This window comes from Actinotalea sp. Marseille-Q4924 (genome assembly GCF_916618755.1).
Classification (GTDB): domain Bacteria; phylum Actinomycetota; class Actinomycetes; order Actinomycetales; family Cellulomonadaceae; genus Actinotalea.
Window position 1 is genome coordinate 406,929 of the sequence record NZ_CAKAKB010000001.1, and the last position, 20,976, is coordinate 427,904.

Genomic DNA, 20,976 nt, shown 5'->3' on the forward strand with positions numbered 1-20,976 from the left:
AGCCCCTAGGCTTCGGGCGACGCAGCCGACCGGTCGTGTCAGCCAGGCCGTGAAGGAGATCGGGGCAGCATGACCAGTGGGCCGGAGCAGCCTCGCCTGCGGTACCTCACGGTGGCGGAGGTCGCCGACGTCATGCGCGTGTCCCGGATGACCGTGTACCGCCTCGTGCACGGGGGCGAGCTGCCGGCGGTGCGGGTCGGCCGGTCCTTCCGCGTCCCGCAGGACGCGCTCGAGGCCTATCTCGCGGCGTCGTTGACGGAGCACCACGGCGATCAGCAGGAGGGGCGCCTCAGCTCCTGAGGTTCCGACTGCGCCTGCCGGCCTGCTGTCTGCCTGCTCTGCACGTCTGCACGTCTGCACGTCTGCACGTCTCCGTCTGCCGCTGGCTCCGGGCCTGCTGCCGGTCTGCCGCTCGCTGCTCGTCCTGGCTGCCGTACGGGCCGCCGCGACTGGACCGACGTTCGTCCGAGCCGCGGGCGCTGAGACGCCGACCGACGGCCGAGGACTCGCAGCCTCTGGACGCGGTACAGTGAGCGACGGACTTTCCCGAGCTCGGGGCGGTGCCTGGGCCTCGCGGCCTCGGACGGACCCCGGTGACCCGACCTAGAACCTGTGAGGACCCGTGGGCTCCGTCATCAAGAAGCGCCGCAAGCGCATGGCCAAGAAGAAGCACCGCAAGCTGCTGCGCAAGACGCGTCACCAGCGCCGCAACAAGAAGTGAGCTGAGCCGCCTCAGGCGGCATCTGACGCCCAGGCCCGGTCGCCCCGCGACCGGGCCTGTCGTCGTCTCTCGAGCGGCCTGCTGCGAACCGTGGGAACGGGTGCGGACCCCCAGTCCGAGACGCCGGCCGAGCACCCTGACGGCACGCCCACGCATCCGCGGAGCCGACCGCACGGTGTGAGCCGATCACTGGGCGCGCTCAGAACGGCGGGTCGCCGTTGCGGGCGGTGCCCGGTTGCTCCGCCGTGTCGCCGGGGCGCAGGGGGTTCCCTCCGCTGCGTCCGGGTAGCCGTTCGCCCTCGCGTCCGGCTCTGCCGTCCGTGACGGCTGCCGTTTCGTCGCCAGGTGTGCCGGGCGCTGGTCTGCCGCTCGGTCTGCCCGTGCGGAGTGGTGGTTCCGGTTCGATCGGTGCGGTCTCGCTCGGTGCCGGGACGGGGTTGCGGGTGTACGGCTTACCGGTCGGTGAGGTCCACGTCGTGACTCCGGTCGCGGGGTCGCGGTGGGGTGTCCATCCGGCGTGGGTCTTGAGCTGGTGGTGGTGGCGGCACAGGGCGGCGAGGTTGGACCGTCGGGTCTGCCCGGCCGCGTCGCGGGTGTCGTCGAAGGCGATGGTGTGGTCCAGGTCGCAGGTGTGGGCGGGGGTGCGGCAGCCGGGGAAGGTGCAGGTGACGTCGCGGGCGATGATCGCCTCACGCAGGGCGTCCGGGGGCGGTAGCGGCTGCCGGGTTGTTCCAGGGCCTCCCCGGTGGCGGGGTCGGTGCGTTGGAAGTGCCAGGTCGCCTCCGCGGCCAGGTGGCGGGCCAGGGAGGGCAGGACCGGCCCGTACCGGTCCAGCCATGCCGGGGTCCAGGTCGCCCCGGCCAGCGCGTCCGCGGTGACGGTGATCGCGAGCTTGACCGGGCGGCGCCGGCGCCGCCGTGAGGTCCGCACGCCGGGACCGGTACCGGCACCGCCGCCCGCGCCCGCGCCCGCGCTGTCGCGTGCGTCGGCGCCCGGGCCGCCGCGGCCGGTGAGCAGCGCGCCCAGGTCGTCGGTCGTACCGTCCAGGACCGAACCCAGGACGTCGACGAGGGCGTCCGCGCGGCGCGCGTCCACACCGCGGGGGTCCTCCGGGGCGGCGGTGGTGGCGACGGGGTCCAGGGCGTGCATGACCCGCACCGCGTCCCCCGCCGGCAGGCACGCCCGCAGCGTGGCCATGCAGTCCGGCGCGGGTTCGAGCACCACGCACCGGTCCCGCACCGCTTGGTGGTGGCGGTGCTCGGCGGCGTCGGGGTCCACCTGCAGCACCGCCCGTCGGGCGGCGGCACCGACCTGGGGTGCGGTCAGCTCGTGCGCCCGGTCCAGCACCTCGGTGTGCACCGCCCGGGCCTCCTGGCCGGTCAGGGACCCGGTCTCGCGCAGCAGCACGTCCGCCTTGCGCACCGACACCACCCCGAGCGCCAACGCGTCGTGGACCTCCGGGGCGTGACCGAGCTCCACGGCCCGGTCCAGCAGGACCTGCGCGGCCCGCCCCGACGCGGCCAGGGTCCCGGCGACCTCGTCCCGCAGGCCCTTGACCGCCCACGTGGACCCCACCGCCCGGCGGTGCAGCTCCTGCAGCACCCTGGCCTGACCGGCCACCACCCACCCGGCCAGCCGGTCCCACGCCGCGACCACCTCCAGCAGGTCCTCGCTGGGGGCGTCGGCGACCGCGACCTCCTGCACCATCCCCGCCAGCCCCGGACCGGGGACCGCAGCGGCGAACCTCGCCGCGTGGGGGTGGATCAACGCCCACCGCACCGCCACGTCCTGCGCCGGGATCGACCGGCCCGCCCGCGACCGCGCGAACGCCAGCGCCGCGGCGACGTCATCCTCCGCCGACCGCTCCACCACCACACCATCGAACATGCGTACGACACTAGAACGAGGCACCGACACGAGCGCGGAGCCGTGGGCCGCGCAGGCACCGACGACGCGCTGCGCTGCCGTCGACTCGCACACGGTGCTGGGCGTGGCATGCGCTGAGCGCGGAGGTGATGCCCGCGTCAGCGCGCGCGCCGAACCTGATCTTCGCCCGCCTGCCGCCTGCCGCCTGCCGCCTGCCGGCCCGCCGCTGCCGCCGGCTGGCGGGGGCGCCGCCTCGCGTGTCAGGGTCGCGTCAACGGGCGCCGCCCGTGACCAGCGTGTGCGTCCGCCGGGAACGGCAACGCCGTGCGGGGACGTCGCCGCCCGACGTTCGTGCGATCATGAAGATCCGTCCCGGGACGGGACGGTGCCGGACCGGGAGGTGTTCGTGGCCGCCACCATGCAGGACGTGGCGCGGCGCGCCGGCGTCTCGGCGAAGACGGTGTCCAACGTCGTCAACGGCTACCCGTACGTCAAGCCCGAGACGCGGTCGCGCGTGCTCGACGCGATCGCCGAGCTCGGCTACCGGATGAACGCCTCCGCGCGGAGCCTGCGCACCGGACGCAGCGGGATCATCGGGCTCGCTCTGCCGGAGCTGCGCGTGCCCTACTTCGCCGAGCTCGCCGGCGCCGTCATCGCCGCTGCCGAGGAGCGCGGGGTGACGGTGATCATCGAGCAGCACGGTGGTCGTCGGGACCTCGAGCTCGAGATCCTCACCGGCACGCGGCGGCACCTCACGGACGGGCTCATCTACAGCCCGCTGGCCCTCGGTCCCGGCGACGAGGCGGCGCTCCTGGGCCTCCCGTACCCGCTGGTGCTGCTCGGCGAGCGCATCTTCCACCCGGAGATCGATCACGTCACGATGCAGAACACGGCCGCCGCCAAGGAGGCGACGGAGCACCTGCTCGGTCTCGGCCGACGGCGCATCGTCGCGATGGGCCCCAACCCGACCCAGGAGGTGGGCTCGGCGCCGCTGCGCCTCCTCGGCTACCGGGCCGCGATGGACGAGGCGGGCCTCGAGATCGACCCGGCGCTCGAGGTGGCGACCGCACGCAGCTGGGACCACGTGACCGGCGCCCGCACCATCGGTCGGCTCGTGGACGACGGCGTGCGTTTCGACGCCGTCTTCGCGTTCAACGACTCCCTCGCTCTCGGCGCGATGCACGAGCTCCAGGTCCGCGGCATCGCTGTGCCAGACGACGTCGCCGTCGTCGGTTTCGACGCGATCGACGAGGGGCGGTTCTCCAACCCCACCCTGACGACGATCGACCCGGGCCGGGCCGAGATCCCGGAGGCCGCCGTCCGGCTGCTCGACGAACGCAGGCGCGGCACCGCCGGCGAGCCGCAGCGGATCGCACCCGCGTTCCGTCTGGTCCCGGGGGGCTCCAGCGGCGCGGAGGAGACCTTGGAGGTCCCCGTCCAGGCCGTCTGACCGGCCGGCTGGGTCCACCCGTCACCTCCGGTCACGGCCGTCGCTCCTGCGTGCCGGCCGCGACCAGGACCCCGTCACGACCCGGCCCTGCAGCCGGATCACGAACGCGTATCAGACACGTCACCACTCTTGACGCGCGTTCTTCATCGATGAACAGTACGGTTTTACATCGATGAAGCACCGCGCGAGCGGGACGGATCAAGGAGGATTCGCATGCACATCACGCGACAGGGCAGCCGGCGCATGTCGGCGACGGCCGTCGCCCTCGGCGCAGCCACCGTCCTCGCTGCCTGCGGCGGTGGCGACGGTGGTGACGGCGGTGGTGGCGGCTCGGGCGCATCGGACGCCTCGTGCACCAACACGATCAAGGTGGACGACGCTCCGGTGGTCACGGTGTGGGCGTGGTACCCCGCCATGGAGCAGGTGGTCGACCTCTTCAACGAGACGCACGACGACGTCCAGGTCTGCTGGACGAACGCGGGTCAAGGGGGTGACGCGTACCAGGCCTTCAGCACCACGCTCGAGGCGGGCTCGGGAGCCCCTGACGTCATGATGATCGAGGCCGAGTTCCTCGCGCAGTACACCATCCGGGACGCGCTCGTGGACCTCGCCCCGTACGGCGCGGCGGAGCTCGAGGAGGAGTACACCGAGGGTGCATGGTCCGACGTGAGCGAGGGAGATGCGGTCTACGCCATCCCCGTCGACGGTGGACCGATGGGCTTCCTGTACCGGCAGGACATCTTCGACCAGTACGGCGTCGCCGTGCCGACGACCTGGGAGGAGTTCGCGGCGGCGGCCCAGCAGCTCAAGGACGCCGGCTACGAGGGCTACATCGCCAACTTCCCGCCGAACTGGTGGGCCTTCTTCCAGGCGATGGCTGCTCAGAAGGGGTGGGAGCCCTTCGAGTACGACTCGGGCAGCACTGAGATGAAGATCAACATGGCGACCCCGGAGGCGATCGAAGTGCTCTCGTACTGGGAGGACCTGGTTGATCGTGGTCTCCTCGCCACGGACGAGGCCTTCACGGCGGACTACAACGCCAGCCTCGTGGACGGCACGTACGCCTCGTACGTCGCCGCAGCATGGGGTCCCGGTTACCTGGCCGGCCTGTCCGACGCGGACGCGGACGCCGTCTGGCGTGCAGCGCCGTTGCCCCAGTGGGAGGGCGAGCTGCCGCGGCAGGTCAACATCGGCGGATCCACGTTCGCCGTCTCCGAGCAGGCGGACAACCCTGAGCTGGCCGCGCAGGTGGCGATGGAGCTCTTCGGCACGGAGGAGGCGTGGAAGATCGGCATCGAGGAGGCCGCGCTCTTCCCGCTGTGGATCCCGGTCCTGGAGTCGGAGTACTTCGCGGATCTCGAGTACCCCTTCTTCGGCGGTCAGCAGATCAACAAGGACGTGTTCCTCGAGGCGGCTGCCGGCTACGAGGGCTTCACGACACCTCCGTTCCTCACCTACGTCTACGACCAGGGAACGCAGCAGCTCACTGCGCTCGTGGAGGGATCGGCTACCGCCGAGGAGGCGATGAACGCCATCCAGGAGGACGTCGTGACCTACGCCGAGTCGCAGGGCTTCACCGTGACGGAGTAGCAGCCCCGCGCCCGGGCCAGGCGTGAACCTGGCCCGGGCGCACGGGCAGCTGCCCAGCCCGGACACCCGGACAGGAAGGTGAGTTCCCCATGACGACGACGACGTCGACGCCCCCCGGGGCAGTCAGCACCGGACGCCCGCCGGCACCGACCCGCGGCAGCAGGATCGAACGCAACCGCCAGCGCTGGGGCTGGTTCTTCCTCGCCCCGTTCGCGGTGATCTTCCTCGTGCTGCTCGTGGCCCCGCTGGGCTACGCGTTCTGGATGAGCCTGCACACCAACACGCTCGCCGCCGGGGAGTCCTTCACGGGTCTGACCAACTACCAGCGCGCCTTCAGCGACCCGCTCTTCCTCGGCGGACTGGCGCGGGTCGGCCTGTTCGTCGCCGTGATGGTGCCGATCCAGCTGGCCGTGGCCCTCGCGGCTGCACTGGTCCTCGACACCCTCGCGACGCGCCTCTCGCGCTTCTCGCGACTCATGATCTTCGTGCCCTACGCGGTCCCGGGGATGATCGGCGCCCTCATGTGGGGCTTCCTCTACAGCCCGCGGTTCGGGCCGGCGTCGGACCTCTTCGACCTCTTCGGCGCGGACGCTCCGAACTTCCTCGCACCAGGAACCGTGTTCGGCAGCCTCATCAACATCGTCACCTGGCAGTGGTCCGGCTACTACATGATCATCATCTTCGCCGCCCTGCGCGGCATCGACCCCTCGGTCTACGAGGCGGCGCGCATCGACGGCGCCAACGGTCGGCAGATCGCCTTCCGCATCAAGGTGCCGATGATCTCTGCGGCGCTCGTCATGGTCGTCGTCTTCGCGCTCATCGGCACGCTCCAGTTCTTCACCGAGCCCTCGATCCTGCGCAACGTGGCCGCCGGGGCGATCCCCGTGCACTACACGCCGAACATGTACGCCCACGGGCTGGCGTTCTCGTACCAGCAGTTCAACTACGCCTCGACGATCTCGTTCGCCCTCGGCGTCGTCGTCTTCGCCTTCTCGTACCTCTTCCTGTTCCTCACCCGGAAGAAGAGCGGACTGAACTCATGAGCCTCCAGACGACCGGCGGCGCCGCGGGCGCTCCGCCGACCTCCACCAGGGCAGGACGCCTGCGGCGCCGGCCTGCCGCACCGGCGCCGCGCGGGCCTCGCGGACGACGCCTCGGGTCACACCTCTTCCTCCTCGCACTCGTCCTGTACTTCGTCACCCCGCTGTGGTGGCTCGTCGTCGCGGCGACGAAGTCGAACTCGGGGCTCTTCGCAAGCAGCAGCAGCCCGTTGTGGTTCGCCGACGACTTCTCCCTCGTCGACAACATCCGCACCCTGACCACCTACCAGGGCGGGATCTACTGGACCTGGCTCGGCAACTCGTTCGTCTACGCCCTCGCGGCCGGTGTCGGGGCCACCGTGCTGTCCCTCCTGGCCGGCTACGGCTTCGCCAAGTACCGCTTCCGGGGGCGCAACGCGGCGTTCGCCCTCCTGCTCGGCAGCGTCATGGTCCCGCTCACGGCTCTGGTCATCCCGACGTTCGTGCTCCTTGCCGAGCTCGAGCTCGTCAACACCCGGTGGGCCGTCATCCTGCCGTCCCTGCTCAGCCCGCTCGGCGTGTACCTGGTCCGGGTGTACACGCAGGACGTGGTGCCCGACGAGATGCTCGACGCCGGACGCGTCGATGGCGCGGGGGAGCTCCGGCTCTTCTTCCAGGTCGCACTGCCGCTCCTCCGCCCGGCCATCGTCACCGTCCTGCTGCTGTCCGTCGTCGCCACCTGGAACAACTACTTCCTCGCGCTGACGATGGTGCGCAGCCCCGAGCTGCTCCCCATCACGGTCGGGCTCGCCAACTGGCAGGCGCTGTCCAGCGGCGGGGCCGGCGGCGAGACCTTGTGGAACCTCGTGGTGACCGGGGCGTTCCTGTCGGTGCTGCCGCTCGTCGGCGCATTCCTCGCCCTGCAGCGGTACTGGCAGGGCGGGCTCGCCCTCGGCGCCATCAAGTAGCAGCCTGGGCGCCATCACCTGGTCGCCCACGCACCGTCCCCATCCCGACACCCGTCATCAGGAGCCTCCCTTCATGCTGCACGCGTCCCTGTCCCTGAGCCCCGCGTTCGTGGTCTCGCCGGTGCACCGGCGCACGTTCGGCTCGTTCGTCGAGCACCTCGGCCGCTGCGTCTACACCGGCATCCACGACCCGGGGCACCCCTCGGCCGACGAGGACGGCTTCCGCAAGGACGTCGTCCAGGCCGTCCAGGAGCTCGGCGTCACCACGGTGCGCTACCCGGGGGGCAACTTCGTGTCGGGCTACCGGTGGGAGGACGGGATCGGCCCGCTCGACCAGCGGCCCGCTCGCCTGGACCTCGCGTGGCACTCCACCGAGCCCAACACCGTGGGCGTCGACGAGTTCGTCCGTTGGTGCCGCACGGCGGGCGTCGAGCCGATGATGGCCGTGAACCTCGGCACGCGGGGCGTCCAGGAGGCCCTGGACCTTCTCGAGTACTGCAACGTCGCGGGCGGCACGCACTGGTCCGACCTGCGCCGGGCGCACGGCGCCGCGGAGCCGCACGCCATCCGCATGTGGTGCCTGGGGAACGAGATGGACGGCCCGTGGCAGATCGGTCACAAGACGGCCGAGGAGTACGGCCGGCTCGCCGCGGAGACCGCCCGCGCGATGCGGATGATCCAGCCCGACCTCGAGCTCGTGGCCTGCGGCAGCTCCGGGTCCGCCATGCCGACCTTCGGGGCCTGGGAGCGCGCCGTCCTGACCGAGGCGTACGAGCACGTCGACTACGTCTCGGCCCACGCGTACTACTTCGAGGAGGACGGCGACCTCGCCTCGTTCCTCGCCTCGGCCATGAACATGGACGCGTTCATCGACGACGTCGTCGCCACGGCCGACTCCGTTCGCGCCGCCCGCAAGCTGACCAAGCGGATCCACGTCTCCTTCGACGAGTGGAACGTCTGGTACCTGCACGCGGCACCGTCGGAGCCGCCGAAGGACAGCTGGCCGGTCGCCCCCGCCCTCCTCGAGGACCACTACAACGTGGCGGACGCCGTCGTCGTCGGGAACCTGCTCATCTCGCTCCTGCGGCACAGCGACCGGGTGCAGTCGGCGAGCCTCGCCCAGCTCGTCAACGTCATCGCTCCGATCATGACCGAGCCGGGCGGTCGACTGTGGCGGCAGACCACCTTCCACCCGTTCGCCCTCACGGCCCGCCACGCCGTCGGGGAGGTGCTCGAGGTGGGGCTGCGGACCCCGACGCACGAGACGGCGAAGTTCGGCGAGACGCCCCTCCTGGACGCGGTGGCCACGCACGACGCGGAGTCGGGGGACGTCGCGGTGTTCGTCGTCAACCGGTCACTCACCGAGGACGCGACCCTCGAGGTTGACCTGCGTGCGTTCGGCGACCTCCGGGTGGCCGAGGCGGTCACGCTCGCCAACCCGGACCCGTACGCCCGGGCCACGGCCGACGACGACGCCTCGCTCGCCCCGGTCGCGAACACGTCGGCGACCGTCGACGCCGCCGCCGCGCGCGTCGTCCTCCCCCCGGTCTCCTGGTCGATGCTGCGGCTCGTCCAGGCCTGATCAGACCCCCGGGCGGGCGCGTCCGTCGAGCGTCCTCGCCCGCCCGGGGGTCGATGTCGCGCCGATGCAGGGGGCCGGCTCGCCGTCGTCGGCGTCCCTGCCCGGGAGGATGCGGACCGGCCGGCCACGCACCGCGTGCGCCGGCCCGACGCCCCCTCAGCCTCCGAGCCGCTTCTGCACCGTCCGGACGGCGAGCCGTGCGACCCACAGCAGCCCCGCCACGCTGGCCGTCTGCACGCCGCGCCGGGCGGCGGTGCGGCGCCGGCCGCGGAACTCGTGGACCGGCCACCCGTGCTCGGCCGCGTGGCGCCGCAGCCGCACGTCCGGGTTGATCGCGAACGGGTGCCCGACGGCCGAGAGGATCGGCAGGTCGTTCGTCGAGTCGCCGTAGGCGTAGCACCGCCCCAGGTCCAGGCCCTCGGTGCGCGCCAGCTCCTCCACGGCGCGCGCCTTGGCCGCGCCGTGCATGAGGTCACCGATGAGGCGACCGGTGTAGATGCCGTCCTTGTGCTCGGCCACGGTGCCGAGCGCGCCGGTCACCCCGAGACGGCTGCCGATGAGCCGGCCGATCTCGATGGGGCTGGCGGTGATGATCCACACCTGGTGCCCGCGCGCGAGGTGGTCGGACAGGAGCGCCTGCGCACCGGGGAAGATCCGCAGCGACAGCACCTCGTCCCAGACCTCCTCGCCGATGGCGGTGATGTCCGCGACGGACCGTCCCGCCACGACGCTCAGCGCCCGCGAGCGGATGTCGGCGATGTCCTTGAGGTTCTCGCCGAACGCCAGGTAGCGCGCGTGCTGGCGGGCGACCTTGGCGATGTCCTCCACGGCGACGAACCCGCGCCGGCGCAGGCCCACCGCGAGGTGGAACGCGCTCGCGCCGCGGATGATCGTGTTGTCCAGGTCGAAGAACGCCGCCACCGGCGGCACCGGGTCCGGCAGACCCTCCTCCTCGACGGCCGCGCGGGCCGCGGCGCGACCGTGCTCCTCGACGTCCTGCTCGAGCTCGTCGACGCCGTAGGGGTGCGGGTCGGTCTCCTCGGTCGGCTGCACCACCCGGCCACTGTATCCACCGCCGGTCGGTGGGCCGTCCGACCTGCCGCCCGGCGTCCGACCGCGGCTTAGGGTGGTCGCCGTGACCACTCCCGACGACGGGCGCGTCGTCCTGTACGGGCGGGCCGGCTGCCACCTGTGCGACGAGGCGCGCGAGGTGCTCGCCGCGGTCGTCCCCGACGACGTCGGGTGGCTGGAGGTCGACGTCGACACCGACCCCGACCTCCAGGCGCGCTACGGGGAGTACGTCCCCGTGGTGACGGTCGACGACGTGCAGGTCGGCTTCTGGCGGGTCGACGCCGAGCGGGTGCGCCGGGCCCTGGGGCACCGCGCGTGATGCAGGTCCCGCCGTCCACGGTCGCCCGGCTGCCCATCTACCTGCGCGCCCTGGACGACCTGGCCGCGCGCGGGACGGCGCGCACGTCGTCCGGGGAGCTCGCGGCCCTCGCCGGCGTGGGGCCCGCGCAGCTGCGCCGGGACCTGTCGTGCCTGGGGTCGCACGGCGTCCGCGGCGTCGGCTACGAGGTCGCGCACCTGCGCTCGCAGGTCGCGTCGGCGCTCGGCCTCACCCGGGACCTCGCCGTCGTCATCGTGGGGGTCGGCAACCTCGGGCAGGCGTTCGCCGCCTACGTCCAGGCGTACGAGGCCGACGGGGGACAGGGGTTCCGCGTGGCGGCGCTCGTCGACGCGGACCCGGGGGTGGTGGGGACGCGGGTGGGGCACCTCGTCGTCGAGCCGGCCGAGCGGCTGGAGGACGTCGTCGTGCGGGAGGGTGCCACCGTCGCCGTGCTCGCGACGCCCGCCACCGTGGCGCAGGAGGTCGCGGACCGCCTCGTCGCGGCCGGGGTGCGGAGCATCCTCACCTTCGCGGCCCGCGTGCTGCGGGTGCCGGACGGGGTGGACGTGCGGTCGGTCGACCTCGCACGCGAGCTGCAGATCCTCGCGTTCCACCAGCAGACCCGTACGACGTCGCCCCGCTGACCGCCTGCCGCCCCGCCCCGACCATGGTCGCCGGCCCTGGGCACGACGACGCCGCCGGACCCGGGGGTGGTGGTCCGGCGGCGTCGCGAGTCGGTCGCGGACGACCGACGGTTCAGCTGCGCTGGTGCTCAGGCCTGGCGGATGGCCGAGATCTCGAGGGCGATCTTGACCGTGTCGGACACGAGGACGCCGCCGGTCTCGAGGGCCGCGTTCCAGGTGAGGCCGAAGTCCTTGCGGGAGATCTCGGTCGCGGCGGAGAAGCCGGCGCGCGGGTTGCCGAACGGGTCGGTCGCGGTGCCGTTGAACTCGGTCTTCAGCTCGACCGACTTCGTGACGCCGTGGAGGGTGAGGTCGCCGGTGACGACGTAGTCGTCGCCCGCGGCGCGGACCGACGTCGAGGTGAAGGTCCACGTCGGGTAGGTCTCGACCTCGAAGAAGTCGGCGCTCTTGAGGTGGCCGTCGCGGTTGGCGTCGCGCGTGTCGATGGTGGCCGGGTCCAGCGTGGCGGCGACGGCGGAGACGGCGAGGTCGTCGCCGACGGTGATGGTGCCGTCGGTGATCGCGACGGTGCCGCGGACCTTGGCGATGCCCGCGTGGCGGACCGTGAAGGCCGCCTCGGAGTGCGAGGCGTCGATCGTCCAGGTGCCGGCGGTCAGGCCGTTCGGCAGGGTGGTGACGGTGGTCTCGGTCATGGCGGTTCCTCTCGGGCGGTGGTTCGGACGCCGCCGACGGCGGCTCCAAGTTGAAGCGTCAACTAACTAGTTGATAGTTCTACTACACTGAGGGCGAGGGCGCAAGGCCCTGCAAGGAACCAGGGCCCCTGCCAGGGCGCACGGCCCCTGTTACGGTTCGGCGGCGGAGGAGGTGGACGGCATGGCGGTGACGCCTGACGACCCGGGTACAGCGGGCACCCGTTGGCTCACGACGGAGCAGCAGCGGTGGTGGCGCGCGTACCTGCTGGGCACCGCCGCCCTCCAGGACGCCCTGAACCGGCAGCTCGACGCCGAGGCCGACATCTCCCTCAGCGAGTACGAGATCCTCGTCCGGCTCTCCGAGGCGCCCCGACGGACCGTCCGGATGTCCGAGCTCGCCGCGTCCGTCATGCACTCGCGCAGCCGCCTCACCCACACGGTGTCGCGCATGGAGCGCCGGGGCCTCGTCGAGCGGCGCGCGTGCGAGGACGACGGCCGCGGCATCAACTGCGTGCTCACGCCGGCAGGCTTCGACCTCCTGGACCGCACCGCGCCAGGCCACGTGGGCGCCGTGCGCACCAACCTCGTGGACCTCCTCAGCGAGGAGGAGTTCCGCGTCCTGGGCCGCGTCATGGAGCGCATCGCCGAGGGCCCGCGCGAGGACTGAGACCCTCCTCACAGCCGTCCGACCCCACGCGCGCGATGAGCGAGACTGGGTGCATGCCCACGACCACCGTCCACCTGCTGCGCCACGGCGAGGTGCACAACCCCGGCGGCGTGCTCTACGGCCGGCTCGACGGCTTCGCGCTCTCCGAGCGCGGTCGGGCCATGGCCGGCCGCGTCGCCGACCACCTCGTCGGCTCCGGTCCCGCCGGGGCGGCGCGTCGCGACGTCGTCCACGTCGTCGCCTCGCCCCTGCAGCGCGCCCAGGAGACCGCCGCCCCCATCGCGGCCGCCTTCGAGCTCGAGGTCGCCACCGACGAGCGTCTGCTCGAGGCCGAGAACCGGTTCGAGGGCCTGACGTTCGGCGTCGGCGACGGCTCCCTGCGCCGCCCCTCGCACTGGCCGCTCCTGTGGAACCCCTTCCGTCCCTCCTGGGGCGAGCCGTACCGCGGTCAGGTCTCCCGCATGCTCGAGGCCGTCGCGACGGCGCGCGACGCCGCCCGGGGCCACGAGGCCGTCGTCGTCAGCCACCAGCTGCCGATCTGGGTGACGCGGCAGGCGCTCGAGGGCAAGCGGCTCTGGCACGACCCGCGCAAGCGCGAGTGCACGGTCGCCTCCCTGACGTCCCTGCACTGGGACGACGACCGCTTCACGGGCGTGACCTACTCCGAGCCGTGCGCGGACCTCCTGCCGGACGCGCCGATCATCCCGGGGGCGTGACCGTGACCCGTCGCCACCGGCTCGCCGCCCGCTGCGCCGCGGGCGCGCTCGCGGTCGTCGCGCTCGCGGGCTGCGCGCCGAGCGTCACCGGGGGCTGGACGGAGAGCGGCACGCAGGCCGGCTACGTCACCGGTGACGGCTCGGTGACGACGTGGCCGGTCGGTGACCGTACCGGCCCGCTCGAGCTCACGGGCACGACCTACGACGGCGAGACGGTGGACCTCGCGCAGTGGCGCGGCGACGTCGTCGTCCTCAACACCTGGTACGCCGCGTGCCCGCCGTGCCGGGCCGAGGCGCCGGACCTCGCCGCGATCTCGCAGGACTACGCCGACGACGGCGTGCACCTCCTGGGGATCAACTCCCGCGACGACGCCGGCAACGCGCTGGCCTTCGAGCGGACGTTCGAGGTGCCGTACCCGTCCGTGCACGACTCCGGCGGGGCGGCGCTCGCCGCCCTCCAGGGCGTCGTGCCGGTGCAGGCCGTGCCGACGACCGTCGTGCTGGATCGCGAGGGCAACGTCGCGGCCCGCATCCTCGGGCTCGCGGACGCGAGCACGCTGCGGACGCTCATCGACGACACCCTCGCCGAGGGCGCATGACCACAGCCGCGGTGGGCGTCGTCGCGGGCGTGGGTGACGTCTTCCAGACCACGGTGCTCAGCGGGTCGATGCTGCTCGCGGTCCCGTTCGCCCTCGTCGCCGGCCTCGTCTCCTTCGCCTCCCCGTGCGTCCTGCCGCTCGTCCCCGGCTACCTCGGGTACGTCTCGGGGATGGCCGGCGCGCAGGGCGGCCGTGGTGGGGGCTCGGCCGGTGGCACGGCCACGCTCGTGCGGGTGGGTCGCGGGCGCGTCGTCGCGGGCGTGGGGCTGTTCGTGGCGGGGTTCACGGCGGTCTTCGTGCTGTTCGGCGTGCTGGCCGGCTCCCTCGGCGCGCTCGTCAACCAGTGGAGCGACCCGATCACGCGGGTGCTGGGCGTCGTCGTCGTCCTCATGGGGCTCGTCTTCCTCGGCTGGATGCCGTTCGCGCAGCGCGAGCGGCGCCTCCACCTCGCGCCCACCGCCGGCCTGTGGGGCGCGCCCCTGCTCGGCGTGGTGTTCGGCCTCGGCTGGGCCCCGTGCATCGGCCCGACGCTCGTCGCGGTCTACACGCTCGCGCTCGACGAGGCGTCGGCCGGACGCGGAGCGGTCCTCTCGGTGGCGTACTGCCTCGGGCTCGGGCTGCCGTTCCTCCTCATCGCCCTCGCCCTGGACCGGTCCTCGCGCGTCCTCCGCGTGCTGCGCGAGCGACGCCGGCTCATCCAGCAGGTCGGCGGCGCCGTGCTGGTCCTCGTCGGCCTCGCGCTGGTCAGCGGTCTGTGGACGGCGTGGACGAGCTCCCTGCAGGGGCTCATCGGCGGCTTCGAGACGGTGGTGTGACGTGACCCCGGCGAACGCCCGCCCCGACGACGAGGCTCGCCCTGAGGGCGGCGTCCACCCCGGTGAGGCACTGCCCGACGACGACGCCGGCCGCGACCGCGACGCCGACCGCCTGGACCACCGGCCCGCGGACCACATGAGCGCGCCCGACCCGGCGCCGGGCGACGGGCCCGCCACGGCGACCCTCCCGACCCTCGGCCTGGTCGGGACGCTGCGCTGGACCTGGCGACAGCTCACGAGCATGCGCGTGGCGCTGATGCTCCTCATGCTCCTGGCGATCGTCTCCGTGCCGGGCTCCGTCCTGCCGCAGAAGCCCGTCGACCGTCCCGCGGTGGCGCGGTACATCGCCGAGAACCCGACGCTCGGCCCGTGGCTGGACCGGCTCGGGTTCTTCGACGTCTACGCGTCCGTGTGGTTCTCCGCGGTCTACCTGCTGCTGTTCGTCTCGCTCGTCGGGTGCATCCTGCCGCGCACGCGGGTGCACCTGCGTGCGGTGCGCGCGCGGCCGCCCCGCACCCCCCGGCGCTTCGACCGGTTCGCCGTCCGCGGTGAGGTGGTGGTCACCGCCGCCCCGGACGACGTCGTCGCGGTCGCCCGTGAGGCGCTGCGCGGCCCGCTCCGTCTCGTGCCCCGCTTCCGTGTCGACGACGACGTCGAGCCGGGCGGCGTGCGGACCGTCTCCGCGGAGCGCGGGTACCTGCGGGAGACCGGGAACCTCGTGTTCCACCTCGCGCTCGTCGGCATCCTCGTGTCGGTCGCGACCGGCCAGCTGCTGCACTACCGGGGTCAGGCGCTCGTCGTCGAGGGTCGGGGCTTCGCGAACTCCGTGACGGACTACGACACGTTCGAGGCGGGCACGGCGTTCGACCCGCGGTCGCTCGTGCCGTTCACGCTGACGCTGGACCGGTTCACCTCGCGGTTCACGCCCGAGGCGCGGCCCCTGGACTTCCTGGCCGAGGTGACCGTGACGGAGCCGGGCGCGCCGCCGCGGGAGGCGGAGATCCGGGTGAACTCACCGCTGGGCGTCGGGGAGGCCAAGGTCTACCTCCAGGGCAACGGCTACGCGCCGGACGTCACCGTGCGCGACGCCGACGGAGAGGTGGCGTTCGCGGGGGCGGTGCCGTTCCTGCCGGAGGACCCCGTCTACACGTCCCGCGGCGTGGTCAAGGTCCCCGACGTCTCCACCGGGGAGCAGATCGGCCTCGTCGGCTATCTCCTGCCGACCGCCGAGGTGACCGAGGCGGGCGCGCGGTCCGTCTACCCGCAGCCGCTCGAACCGCTGCTGGTGCTCACCGTCTGGACGGGCGACCTCGGCCTCGACGACGGCGTGCCGCAGAACGTCTACGAGCTCGACGACTCCGCGATGACGAACGTGCTCGACGCGGAGGGCCGTCCCGTCACGCTCTTCGTCCGGCCGGGCGAGACGGTCGACCTGCCGGACGGGCTCGGGTCCATCACGTGGGAGGGGCTGCCGCGGTTCGTCGCCCTGGACCTGCGGCACGACCCCGCGCTCGTGTGGATCCTCGTCTCGTCCCTGCTCGCGCTCGCGGGCCTGTCGGTGTCGCTCTTCGCCCCCCGGCGGCGGCTCTGGCTCAGGATCGCTCCAGGTGAGGGACGTACAGTGGTGAGCGCTGCGGCGCTCGCACGCAGCGACGACGTCGGGCTCCAGGGGGAGCTCGAGCGTCTCCTGGGGGCGGTGGGGGAGCGTTGCGGGGCCGGTGACCCGGACGGGGCCGAGCCCGCGGCGCACGACGTGGACGACGACGCCCCGGCACGCGCCGGGGCCAGCGGAAGGCCTGACCTGTGACTCTCGGCGAGCTCAGCCACATCATCGTCTGGGGCGCGACAGCGGCGTACGCCGTCGCGCTCCTCGCGTTCTCCTTCGACCTGGCGGGTCTGGCCGACCGCGTCGTCGCGACGCGGCGCGAGGGCGCGGCAGGCGTAGCGCGGACCGGTGCCCGCGGGACCGTCCCCGCCGCCGGGTCGTCGCGGGGCGCGGTCGGCACCGTGACCGCGGCACCGACGGTGACCGACGCCCGCGGCTCCGGCCGGGCCGCTCCGCCGGTCGGCGGGGCCGCGCCCCGGCGGGCGGCATCGATCGGCATGGCCGTCACCGTCGTCGGGCTCCTGCTGCACGTCGTCGGCACCGTCACCCGTGGGCTGGCCGCCGGGCGGGTGCCCTGGGCCAACATGTACGAGTTCACCCTCGTCGGCACGCTCGTCGCGGTCGGCACGTTCGTGGTCCTGTGCCGCACGCGCGACCTGCGGTTCCTCGGGGCGATCGTCCTCGGCCTGACGACCATCGCGCTCGGCGTCTCCCTCGTCGGCTTCTACGTCCCGGCGGCGGGGGTCGAACCGGCGCTGCAGAGCCCGTGGCTGGTCATCCACGTCTCCATCGCCACCATCGCGACCGGGCTGTTCACTGTGGCGTTCGCCGCGAGCGCGCTGCAGCTGCTCAAGGACTCCCGCGAGGCCCGGCTGGCCGCCGACGTCGCCCCCGCCGGCGGGCTGGGCGGGCCGTCGTGGCGCTGGCTGGACGTCCTGCCGTCGCTGCGCGACCTCGAGGCGCTGTCCTTCCGGATCAACGCCGTCGGCTTCGTCCTGTGGACGTTCACCATCATCGCCGGCGCGATCTGGGCCGAGGCCGCCTGGGGCCGGTACTGGGGGTGGGACCCCAAGGAGGTCTGGAGCTTCGTCGTCTGGGTCGTCTACGCGGCGTACCTGCACGCCCGCACGACCCGGGGCTGGTCCGGCCGCCGCGCCGCGTGGTTCGTGCTCGTGGGCTACGTGACCGTGATCTTCAACTTCACCGTCGTCAACCTGCTGTTCCAGGGCCTGCACTCCTACAGCGGCCTCTGAGCCCGGACCACGGAGCCCTGAGCGGCACGGCGCCGCTAGCGGTCGCGGACGGGTCGTCACCGAGCGCCATCGTGGGTCGCGGATCGCCGAGACGTCGACGTCCGCGACCGGGATCGCCGAATCGTCGAAGTGTGCGACGGAGGCTGACCGGCGGGCGCTGACGGGGCCTCGCTCGGTGGCATCGGTGGGGGCCGCGCGGATCGCCGAGACGTCGAGAACCGCGACGCGGATCGCCGAGACGTCGAGATCTGCGACGGTGCGGTGGCCGGACGCGGTGGCCCGGCACGGTGGCACGGCCTCGGAGAGGCCTCAGGCCGTGCGGTCCTGGTCGGTGCGCAGGCGCTCGGCGACGGCGTCCTCCGCCGCCTCGTCCTCCTCGACCGCCCGGGCGAGGCGCGAACGGCCCTCACGACGCCCCGCTCGCTCGGCCATCCACGCGCCGGCGGCGTCGCGCTGCCGACCGAAGACGACGTACGACAGCCCGAACGCGACGACCGCCGCCACGAGCGGGACGAGCCAGCCCCGCGCACCCACGAGGAGCAGCAGGCCGAGGGCGGCTCCGAAGAGCGCCAGGCGGAGCAGGGAGTAGGTCACGACCGGCACTCAGCAAGCGTACGGCCGCACCGGCTTACCCTGGTCCCATGGGCCGAGTCCTGGTGTACGTGGTACCCGTCGCGCTGGCGATCTACGCCGTGATCGACCTCTGGCGGAGCCGCCCCGAGGAACGCGCCGGTGTGCACCCCGTGCTGTGGGGCCTGATCATCGTCCTGGTCCCCGTGCTCGGGCCGGTCGCGTGGATCCTCACGAGCCTCTACCTGCGCTCCCAGCAGCGCGCTGCCGGCGGCCCCACGCGGTCCGCCACGCCCCCGACGCGTCCCGGGCGCCCCGTGCCCCGACGCCGCCCGGGCCCGGTCGCGCCCGACGACGACCCGGACTTCCTGTGGCGGCTGGAGCGCGAGCGTCGTCGGCGCGAGCAGGGCGGCCCCGCCGGCTCCTCCGGCGCCGCAGGACCGATGCTGCCCCCCGACGGCGGGCCCACGCCGACCGACGCGGGCGACGACGACGGCCCCGGCGGTCCGAGCGGTCGGGGCACCGGCCGCGACGCCGGCGCCGGCAAGGACGACGACGGCCGGGGCTGACAGGAGGGCCGGGGCTGACGACGGCTGCGTCCAGGGTGGCGCGCGGCGCCGAGCCCGTCAGATGGCCAGTCCGAGGCCCAGCACGAGGCCGAAACCGAGCTCCAGCAGGCCGGTGCCGGCCAGCACGGGCTTGAGCAGGATGCCCCTCGCTCCGAGCAGCACGGTGGCCGCCAGCACGCCGGCCGGGAAGCCCAGCAGCAGCACGAGGGCGGCCCACGGCGACGCGAACGCGCAGATCGCGCCCAGGCCGATGGGCAGGGTGACGAGCACGGCGTAGACCCGTCGGGCGCGGTGGTCGCCCAGCCGCACCGCGAGGGTGCGTTTGCCCGCGAGGACGTCGGTCGGGATGTCCCGCAGGTTGTTCACCATGAGCAGGGCGCACGCGAGGAGGCCGATCGCGACCGCGCCCACCACGGCCGCCCAGGAGACGCCGTCGGTCTGCGTGTAGGTGGTGCCGAGCGTCGCGACGAGGCCGAAGAACACGAACACCCCGACCTCGCCCAGGCCGCGGTAGCCGTACGGCGTGCGGCCGCCGGTGTAGGTCCACGCGGCAGCGACGGCGACGGCGCCGACGGCGAGGAGCCACCAGTGCCCGCTGAGCGCGACCAGGGCCAGGCCGAGCAGCGCCGCGACGCCGAAGGCGACGAACGCCGCCGTGCGCACCTGCGACGGTCGCGCCGCGCCGGAGGCGGTGAGCCGCATCGGTCCGACCCGGTCGAGGTCGGTGCCGCGGACGCCGTCGGAGTAGTCGTTGGCGTAGTTCACGCCGACCTGGAGGGCCAGTGCCACGCCCGCCGCCAGCAGGGCCCGGCCCGCGTGCGCCGCGCCCATCTCGGCGGCCGCTCCCGTGCCGACGGCGACGGGGGCGATCGCGGCCGGCAGGGTGCGCAGCCGCGCGCCCTCGAGCCACTCGGCGGTCGTGGCCATGCGTCGTCCTCCTGTGGTCGTGCTCGTCAGCGCGCAGGCGAGGCGGGGTTCAGCCCGGTCCGTGCACCGCGAGGCGCTCCGCCGCGAGCCGCGCCACGGCCGCCCGGTCCACCTTCCCCGGTCCGCGCAGCGGGAGGGCCGCGACGTCGACGAGGTGCCGCGGGGCTGCGGCCCGCCCCAGGGTACGGGTGACGTGCGCCCGGACCGTCGCCAGGTCGGGCGTCGCCCCGCCGCCGCCGACCACGACCGCGGTCACCGCCTGGCCCCACTCGGGGTCGGGCACCCCCACCACGCAGACCTCCGCGACGCCGGGCAGCCCCGCGACGGCCGCCTCCACCGCCGCGGGCGCGACCTTCGCGCCACCGGTGACGAGGACGTCGTCGCGGCGGCCCAGCACGCGCAGCACGCCGTCGTCGAGGGTGCCGAGGTCGGCCGTGGCGAACCATCGGGTCCCGGAGGGGTCGACGCGGAACGCCGCCCGGTCCAGGTCATGGCGGGCCCGGTAGCCGCGGGCGAGCACCGGACCGGCGAGCTCGACGGCGCCGTCGTCGTCGAGGCGGACGTCCACGCCGGAGAGCGGGACGCCGTCGTACACGCACCCCCCGCACGTCTCGGTCATGCCGTACGTCGTCACCACGGGCAGTCCGAGCGTGCGAGCCCGGTCCAGCAGGGCCGCCGGGGTGGCCGCCCCCCCGAGCAGGACCGCGCCGAGGCGGTCGGTGAGGGCGCGGACCGCGCGCGGCGCGGTGTCGTCGAGGGCCGCCACGAGCCGGTGCAGCTGGGTGGGCACGAGCGAGGAGTGGAGGGGGGCGTCGTCGGGCGCGGCGTGGACGGCGCGGATCCAGGCGGTCGGGTCGAACCCGGTCGTCCCGGCGAGCACGACCGGCTCGTACCCCGCCACGACCGAGCGGACGACGACCTGCAGGCCCGCGACGTGCGCGAGGGGGAGGGCCAGGAGCCAGCGCCCGGCCCCGCCGAGGCGCCCGTGCGTCGCGGTCGCCGACGCCCGGAGCGCGACGTCGTCGAGCAGGACCTCGCGCGGGTCGCCGCTGGATCCGGAGGTGCGGACGACGAGCGCGACCTCGGAGGCGACCGTGCCCCCTTCCTGGCCCAGCCGCGTGCCCGCATCGGTGCCCGCATCGGGGCCCGCGTGCGCGCCTCGGTCGGGTCCGGCAGCCACCGGGGCCAGGGCCGGCCCGCCGGCCAGCGCGTCGCGGACCGCCGCCGTCACCTGCTCCGCCACGGCGACGTCGAGGGGGCCGACCACGAGCGTGCGCACCGGCCGCCCGCCGGGGGTCGTGGGGTCCACGATCCCAGCGTAGGCGGGCCGTA

The 20,976-nt window shown here is 73.8% G+C and carries 22 protein-coding genes; 16 read left to right on the forward strand and 6 right to left on the reverse strand.

All coding sequences use genetic code 11. The features are described from left to right. Positions 1 to 69: 69 nt before the first annotated feature. A complete protein-coding gene (locus LG379_RS01920) occupies positions 70 to 300 on the forward strand; it encodes a helix-turn-helix domain-containing protein (protein ID WP_225752908.1) in 231 nt (76 codons plus the stop codon). 322 nt (positions 301 to 622) lie between these two features. Continuing rightward, positions 623 to 721 carry a 30S ribosomal protein bS22 gene (locus tag LG379_RS01925; RefSeq protein ID WP_003792170.1) on the forward strand — a complete coding sequence of 33 codons (99 nt, stop codon included), beginning with the start codon at positions 623 to 625 and terminating at the stop codon, positions 719 to 721. A 186-nt stretch (positions 722 to 907) separates the two neighbouring features. On the opposite strand, the gene LG379_RS16895 is transcribed toward LG379_RS01925, so the two are convergent. Further along, entirely contained in the window at positions 908 to 2,608 is a 1,701-nt protein-coding gene (locus tag LG379_RS16895) for a hypothetical protein (RefSeq protein ID WP_255632878.1), read from the reverse strand. A gap of 385 nt (positions 2,609 to 2,993) precedes the next feature. Here LG379_RS16895 and LG379_RS01935 point away from each other — a divergent pair, with 385 nt between their 5' ends. The 5 genes from LG379_RS01935 (at position 2,994) to LG379_RS01955 (ending at position 9,196) form a co-directional block, all read left to right on the forward strand. Continuing rightward, positions 2,994 to 4,037, forward strand: coding sequence for a LacI family DNA-binding transcriptional regulator (locus tag LG379_RS01935; protein WP_225752909.1), 1,044 nt, complete (start codon positions 2,994 to 2,996; stop codon positions 4,035 to 4,037). 213 nt (positions 4,038 to 4,250) lie between these two features. Next, positions 4,251 to 5,627, forward strand: a complete 1,377-nt coding sequence (locus LG379_RS01940; protein ID WP_225752910.1) for an ABC transporter substrate-binding protein — start codon at positions 4,251 to 4,253, stop codon at positions 5,625 to 5,627. An 89-nt stretch (positions 5,628 to 5,716) separates the two neighbouring features. Further along, complete coding sequence (locus tag LG379_RS01945; RefSeq protein WP_225752911.1) at positions 5,717 to 6,670, forward strand: carbohydrate ABC transporter permease; 954 nt, start codon at positions 5,717 to 5,719, stop codon at positions 6,668 to 6,670. Further along, the gene (locus LG379_RS01950; RefSeq protein ID WP_225752912.1) at positions 6,667 to 7,614 is read left to right on the forward strand and encodes a carbohydrate ABC transporter permease; all 948 of its coding nucleotides are present in this window, start codon (positions 6,667 to 6,669) and stop codon (positions 7,612 to 7,614) included. Before LG379_RS01945 ends, LG379_RS01950 begins: the two co-directional genes overlap by 4 nt. Positions 7,615 to 7,687: 73 nt before the next feature. Further along, positions 7,688 to 9,196 (forward strand): alpha-N-arabinofuranosidase, encoded by a 1,509-nt coding sequence (locus tag LG379_RS01955; protein ID WP_225752913.1) that lies wholly within the window; start codon positions 7,688 to 7,690, stop codon positions 9,194 to 9,196. 156 nt (positions 9,197 to 9,352) lie between these two features. Here LG379_RS01955 and LG379_RS01960 read toward each other — a convergent pair whose 3' ends face one another. Continuing rightward, complete coding sequence (locus tag LG379_RS01960; RefSeq protein ID WP_370634409.1) at positions 9,353 to 10,252, reverse strand: HAD family hydrolase; 900 nt, start codon at positions 10,250 to 10,252, stop codon at positions 9,353 to 9,355. A gap of 79 nt (positions 10,253 to 10,331) precedes the next feature. Here LG379_RS01960 and LG379_RS01965 point away from each other — a divergent pair, with 79 nt between their 5' ends. Together LG379_RS01965 and LG379_RS01970 are read left to right on the forward strand one after the other, a co-directional pair. Beyond that, positions 10,332 to 10,586: a glutaredoxin family protein gene (locus LG379_RS01965; RefSeq protein WP_225752914.1), complete on the forward strand. Its 255-nt coding sequence runs from the start codon at positions 10,332 to 10,334 to the stop codon at positions 10,584 to 10,586. Continuing rightward, positions 10,586 to 11,230 carry a redox-sensing transcriptional repressor Rex gene (locus LG379_RS01970; RefSeq protein ID WP_225753330.1) on the forward strand — a complete coding sequence of 215 codons (645 nt, stop codon included), beginning with the start codon at positions 10,586 to 10,588 and terminating at the stop codon, positions 11,228 to 11,230. The genes LG379_RS01965 and LG379_RS01970 overlap by 1 nt, the downstream gene beginning before the upstream one ends. A 128-nt stretch (positions 11,231 to 11,358) precedes the next feature. Here the strand turns inward: LG379_RS01970 and LG379_RS01975 are convergent, their stop codons facing one another. Next, positions 11,359 to 11,922 (reverse strand): YceI family protein, encoded by a 564-nt coding sequence (locus LG379_RS01975; RefSeq protein WP_225752915.1) that lies wholly within the window; start codon positions 11,920 to 11,922, stop codon positions 11,359 to 11,361. 181 nt (positions 11,923 to 12,103) lie between these two features. Here LG379_RS01975 and LG379_RS01980 point away from each other — a divergent pair, with 181 nt between their 5' ends. From LG379_RS01980 to ccsB, 6 genes are all read left to right on the forward strand, one after another. After that, a complete protein-coding gene (locus LG379_RS01980) occupies positions 12,104 to 12,589 on the forward strand; it encodes a MarR family winged helix-turn-helix transcriptional regulator (RefSeq protein ID WP_225752916.1) in 486 nt (161 codons plus the stop codon). Positions 12,590 to 12,642: 53 nt separating this feature from the next. Then, positions 12,643 to 13,305, forward strand: a complete 663-nt coding sequence (locus tag LG379_RS01985; protein WP_225752917.1) for a histidine phosphatase family protein — start codon at positions 12,643 to 12,645, stop codon at positions 13,303 to 13,305. After that, positions 13,302 to 13,904: a TlpA disulfide reductase family protein gene (locus LG379_RS01990; RefSeq protein ID WP_225752918.1), complete on the forward strand. Its 603-nt coding sequence runs from the start codon at positions 13,302 to 13,304 to the stop codon at positions 13,902 to 13,904. Before LG379_RS01985 ends, LG379_RS01990 begins: the two co-directional genes overlap by 4 nt. Beyond that, entirely contained in the window at positions 13,901 to 14,719 is an 819-nt protein-coding gene (locus tag LG379_RS01995; RefSeq protein WP_225752919.1) for a cytochrome c biogenesis CcdA family protein, read from the forward strand. Before LG379_RS01990 ends, LG379_RS01995 begins: the two co-directional genes overlap by 4 nt. A 136-nt stretch (positions 14,720 to 14,855) precedes the next feature. Then, on the forward strand, positions 14,856 to 16,526 hold the full coding sequence (locus tag LG379_RS02000) for a cytochrome c biogenesis protein ResB (protein WP_225753331.1): 1,671 nt from the start codon (positions 14,856 to 14,858) through the stop codon (positions 16,524 to 16,526). After that, positions 16,523 to 17,578, forward strand: coding sequence for a c-type cytochrome biogenesis protein CcsB (gene ccsB / locus LG379_RS02005; protein WP_225752920.1), 1,056 nt, complete (start codon positions 16,523 to 16,525; stop codon positions 17,576 to 17,578). The genes LG379_RS02000 and ccsB overlap by 4 nt, the downstream gene beginning before the upstream one ends. 309 nt (positions 17,579 to 17,887) lie before the next feature. Here ccsB and LG379_RS02010 read toward each other — a convergent pair whose 3' ends face one another. Continuing rightward, positions 17,888 to 18,181, reverse strand: coding sequence for a DUF4229 domain-containing protein (locus LG379_RS02010; RefSeq protein ID WP_225752921.1), 294 nt, complete (start codon positions 18,179 to 18,181; stop codon positions 17,888 to 17,890). Between the two features lie 38 nt (positions 18,182 to 18,219). Between LG379_RS02010 and LG379_RS02015 the strand changes: the two genes are divergently transcribed. Beyond that, positions 18,220 to 18,717, forward strand: a complete 498-nt coding sequence (locus LG379_RS02015; protein WP_225752922.1) for a PLD nuclease N-terminal domain-containing protein — start codon at positions 18,220 to 18,222, stop codon at positions 18,715 to 18,717. 57 nt (positions 18,718 to 18,774) lie between these two features. Here the strand turns inward: LG379_RS02015 and LG379_RS02020 are convergent, their stop codons facing one another. Together LG379_RS02020 and menE are read right to left on the reverse strand one after the other, a co-directional pair. Next, positions 18,775 to 19,644, reverse strand: coding sequence for a 1,4-dihydroxy-2-naphthoate polyprenyltransferase (locus LG379_RS02020; RefSeq protein ID WP_225752923.1), 870 nt, complete (start codon positions 19,642 to 19,644; stop codon positions 18,775 to 18,777). Between the two features lie 49 nt (positions 19,645 to 19,693). Continuing rightward, positions 19,694 to 20,953, reverse strand: coding sequence for an o-succinylbenzoate--CoA ligase (gene menE / locus LG379_RS02025; protein ID WP_225752924.1), 1,260 nt, complete (start codon positions 20,951 to 20,953; stop codon positions 19,694 to 19,696). Positions 20,954 to 20,976 lie beyond the last annotated feature (23 nt).

Coding starts and splice junctions, on each gene's coding strand:
- LG379_RS01920 (WP_225752908.1), top strand. CDS start 70: ATGACCAGTGGGCCGGAGCAGCCTCGCCTGCGGTACCTCACGGTGGCG.
- LG379_RS16895 (WP_255632878.1), bottom strand. CDS start 2,608: ATGTTCGATGGTGTGGTGGTGGAGCGGTCGGCGGAGGATGACGTCGCC.
- LG379_RS01940 (WP_225752910.1), top strand. CDS start 4,251: ATGCACATCACGCGACAGGGCAGCCGGCGCATGTCGGCGACGGCCGTC.
- LG379_RS01945 (WP_225752911.1), top strand. CDS start 5,717: ATGACGACGACGACGTCGACGCCCCCCGGGGCAGTCAGCACCGGACGC.
- LG379_RS01950 (WP_225752912.1), top strand. CDS start 6,667: ATGAGCCTCCAGACGACCGGCGGCGCCGCGGGCGCTCCGCCGACCTCC.
- LG379_RS01955 (WP_225752913.1), top strand. CDS start 7,688: ATGCTGCACGCGTCCCTGTCCCTGAGCCCCGCGTTCGTGGTCTCGCCG.
- LG379_RS01970 (WP_225753330.1), top strand. CDS start 10,586: ATGCAGGTCCCGCCGTCCACGGTCGCCCGGCTGCCCATCTACCTGCGC.
- LG379_RS01975 (WP_225752915.1), bottom strand. CDS start 11,922: ATGACCGAGACCACCGTCACCACCCTGCCGAACGGCCTGACCGCCGGC.
- LG379_RS01980 (WP_225752916.1), top strand. CDS start 12,104: ATGGCGGTGACGCCTGACGACCCGGGTACAGCGGGCACCCGTTGGCTC.
- LG379_RS01985 (WP_225752917.1), top strand. CDS start 12,643: ATGCCCACGACCACCGTCCACCTGCTGCGCCACGGCGAGGTGCACAAC.
- LG379_RS01995 (WP_225752919.1), top strand. CDS start 13,901: ATGACCACAGCCGCGGTGGGCGTCGTCGCGGGCGTGGGTGACGTCTTC.
- LG379_RS02000 (WP_225753331.1), top strand. CDS start 14,856: ATGAGCGCGCCCGACCCGGCGCCGGGCGACGGGCCCGCCACGGCGACC.
- LG379_RS02015 (WP_225752922.1), top strand. CDS start 18,220: ATGGGCCGAGTCCTGGTGTACGTGGTACCCGTCGCGCTGGCGATCTAC.
- LG379_RS02020 (WP_225752923.1), bottom strand. CDS start 19,644: ATGGCCACGACCGCCGAGTGGCTCGAGGGCGCGCGGCTGCGCACCCTG.